The following is a 3,058-nucleotide window of genomic DNA, read 5'->3' on the forward strand; positions in this document are numbered from 1 at the left end:
CCTCGATGCCGAACGCCCCCAAGTCACGCGGCGACCGCGCCGAGCGTGAGGCCGCCGAGCTGCTCACCCTGCTGCTGGGCCTGCCGATCCGCCGCAAGCTCGGTGCCGGCCGCCTTGATGACGCCGGCGACCTCGATGGCCTCAGCAATTTCGTCCTCCAGGTCGCCGACTGGAAGGACTCGGCCCGTGCAGTCCGCGAAAAGCCGCAAGGCGCCGAACAGCAGCGGCTCAACGCCCAGGCACCCCACGCGGCCACCTTGGTGCGCTTCCGCGGCGGCACCTGGCGCGTGGTGCTCACCCCCGAGCAGTGGGCGCGGCTGGTGCTGGAGCTACGCGCTCCTGCGGCGACGCCCCCCTTACGGCCAACGCCATCCGGCTCTTCCTCACCTCTGGCCGCCTGATCCCTCCCGCCTGAGTCCTCTCCCCAGCCATTCCCATGTCGTCCAACGCTGACCACGCCAACTACCCCAGCCAGGAGTCCCGCGACCGCTTCGGGGAAACGCTCACGGCCTGGATGGAGCGGGTCGGCTGGAGCCATGACATCCCCCTGCGCTGGGGCAGGGCGGCCGGCTTTCCCACGGTCGCCGATTCCACCTTCAACCGCCTGCAGCGCGGCAAGATCGCCCAGCCGTACCCGGTGACCTTCATCCAGTTCGGGATCATCAACGACCGGCTCGCCCGGCGCGACTACGGCCTCAGTGAGACCGACCCGCTGCTGCCGCGCATCGCCCGCCAGCGTCCGATCGAGCATGAGGACGGCCGGATCTGGAGCGCAACGGATTTCTTCTCGCATTTCATCGGCGAGCTCGATCCGCCCAGCTGGGCCATGGAGCAATCGCTACCCACCCTGGAAGAAGCTGTCGCCGCCAGCGGCCAGGTGGTCGCTGCCTTCAAGGCCACAGCGGATGCGGCGGATCTGCTTCTGCCGCAGGCCTGGCAGTCGCTGGCCGCCCTGGCGGCCGTTGACCAGGGCCCGGTGCTGCCGGCGCTGAACAGCGAGGAGCTGGAGACGCTGCGGATGGTCCTCTCCGGCTGGCACACCTGGACACCCCAGCAGCTGCGCGAGCTGCTCGACCTCGACGGCGAGCTGCGGCCCCTGCAGCTCCTGAACTACTGGAAAGCCACCACCACAAGCTAGCGTTAGTGCTCCATAGCGTATAGAGTAGAGGGCTTAGAGACCCTTTCCCATGCGTGCCTCCGCTGCTGCTCCTGAGCAGGACACCACCTACCCGGAATCCCTGGAGCTGGCCCTGCTGGCCTTCCACCGCACCATCGGACCCATCCGCAAGTCGTCGGAGGCCAAGTACGGCAAGTTCGCCGACCTCAACACCGTCCTTGAGGCCGTCACCCCGGTCCTGGCCGAGCAAGGGCTACTGCTCACCCAGACCATCGCCGCCAGCGACAGCAACGGCAGTTGCCTGCTGATCACCAGGCTGGTCCACGCCCCCAGCGGCGAGGAGGTCTCCTCGTCCTGCCCGATCCCCACGCTCCAGGAGCTTCTCGACCGCGTGCACCAACTGCGCAGCGAGGTGCTCAACCGCTATCCCCTCGATCTCCAGCTGGCGGCCATCGGCGCCCTGCCGCCGCTGCTGCCACCGCGCAACCTCGAGCCCACCGCAGAGTTGCCGCCGCCGCCGCTGCGTCAGCCGGGCCTGCGGATGGAGGACCAGCTCAAGGGCCTCTACACCCTGCTGGGCCAACTGGGCACCACCACCAATCCCTTGCATGGCTTCGGGGGGATCATCACCTACCTGCGCCGCTATCAGGTGCTCTCGCTCCTGTCGCTGGCGGCCTCTGACGATGACGGCGAATCCTTCGGCGGCCAGGGCAGCGCCGCCCAGGCGCCTCGCGGCCTGCCGAGCCAGCCCCCAGAACAGACCGCCCCGGAGCCGGCCCGTTCGCGTGCTCGCCGGACTATGGCTCCCAAGCCACAACCGACTCCGGTAGCTTCTTCGGCAGCCATTCAGGACGGGCAGGCGACGGCACAGGTGCAGCCAGCTCAGGAGCTGCGAGCGCAAGAGCAGCGACCTCAAGGGCAGCCCACTGAGCCGGTGCTCCAGCCCGCCCCCCAGCGGGCACCCCAGCGGGCCCCGCAAGCGGCTCCCCAGGCCAGCGACAGCAGCGATCAGCCGCTCAGCCAGAGCGAGGTGCAAGGACTGATCGCGCTGATCCGCACCCTGCCCACCGAGAAGGTGCCGCACCTGGTCGCCCGCTTCCGCGAGCAGTTCCAGTTGCCCGCCACGGCCCTGGCCTCCGACTACATCAAGACGGCGGCCCACGCCCTCTTCATCCGCGAGCAGGTCGACGCGCTCAGACCAATCGAGGCGGCGATCTGATCGGTCACGCCTCTTCCATCCATTCGCACTCCACTGATGAGCAGCACACTCCCCAACGCAGGCCCGCCACCCGACACCGGGCTGGGCGTCATTGACATCGACGGCGACTTGCTGAGAGAAGTGCTGCGCCACCCAGTCGGTGCCTGCGGCTGGATCCTCCAGCACCGAGACGGACAGCTCCAGGCCGAACTCACCGAGGCCTTGGCCAAGGTCCTGCTCGCCTGCGCTGATAACGAGCGACCCGGCGAGATCACCCTCAAGATCCGAGTCGCCAACAACCCCGATTACCCAGGTCAAATGATCCTCTCGGATCAGATCCTCACCAAGCTGCCTCCCAAGGCGACGGCGGCGCCGTACCTGTTCGATCGCGATGCCTTACGGCTGGCCGGTGAACTTCCAGGCCAGCTCTCGATCCCCCTCGCTTCTTGATCCATGGGACTTCCCAAGCTCACGATCAAGCTGTTCCCGCCCAAGCCGGGCAAGTCCTATGCGGGCAGCGGCAACTTATCGATCCCAATCGCCGATGTTCACGCCTTCGCGGAGTGGCTGCTTGGCCAACAGGGTGAACACGACGAGTACCTGCAGCAGCCCGTCGTCCGATTGCTGGCCTTCGAATACAACAACACCAGCAGGGGTGGCAGCACCTACCGCACGATTCAGCTCAAGGACCCGGCGGACCTTGGCGGCCCGCCGCTGCCTGCGGGTGGCGGGGATGGCAATCG

Annotated in this window: 5 protein-coding genes; all 5 read left to right on the top strand. The window is 67.8% G+C overall.

Features of this window, described 5'->3' with window-relative positions:
* On the top strand, positions 1 to 401 hold a 401-nt coding region (locus tag KBZ33_RS21205), incomplete at its 5' end, for a hypothetical protein (RefSeq protein WP_255012000.1).
* 35 nt (positions 402 to 436) lie between these two features.
* Positions 437 to 1,138, top strand: coding sequence for a hypothetical protein (locus KBZ33_RS21210; RefSeq protein WP_255012001.1), 702 nt, complete (start codon positions 437 to 439; stop codon positions 1,136 to 1,138).
* A 49-nt stretch (positions 1,139 to 1,187) separates the two neighbouring features.
* On the top strand, positions 1,188 to 2,336 hold the full coding sequence (locus tag KBZ33_RS21215) for an ERF family protein (protein ID WP_255012002.1): 1,149 nt from the start codon (positions 1,188 to 1,190) through the stop codon (positions 2,334 to 2,336).
* Between the two features lie 36 nt (positions 2,337 to 2,372).
* A complete protein-coding gene (locus KBZ33_RS21220; protein WP_255012003.1) occupies positions 2,373 to 2,765 on the top strand; it encodes a hypothetical protein in 393 nt (130 codons plus the stop codon).
* 3 nt (positions 2,766 to 2,768) lie between these two features.
* Positions 2,769 to 3,058: hypothetical protein (locus KBZ33_RS21225; protein WP_255012004.1), on the top strand; the 290-nt coding region annotated here is incomplete at its 3' end.

The sequence above is a fragment of the Cyanobium sp. Cruz-8D1 genome (assembly GCF_024345975.1).
In the GTDB taxonomy this organism is placed as follows: Bacteria; Cyanobacteriota; Cyanobacteriia; order PCC-6307; family Cyanobiaceae; genus Cyanobium.

Excerpts from the sequence above, each read along its gene's own strand:
- KBZ33_RS21210 (WP_255012001.1), top strand. The coding sequence starts at position 437 with ATGTCGTCCAACGCTGACCACGCCAACTACCCCAGCCAGGAGTCCCGC.
- KBZ33_RS21215 (WP_255012002.1), top strand. The coding sequence starts at position 1,188 with ATGCGTGCCTCCGCTGCTGCTCCTGAGCAGGACACCACCTACCCGGAA.
- KBZ33_RS21220 (WP_255012003.1), top strand. The coding sequence starts at position 2,373 with ATGAGCAGCACACTCCCCAACGCAGGCCCGCCACCCGACACCGGGCTG.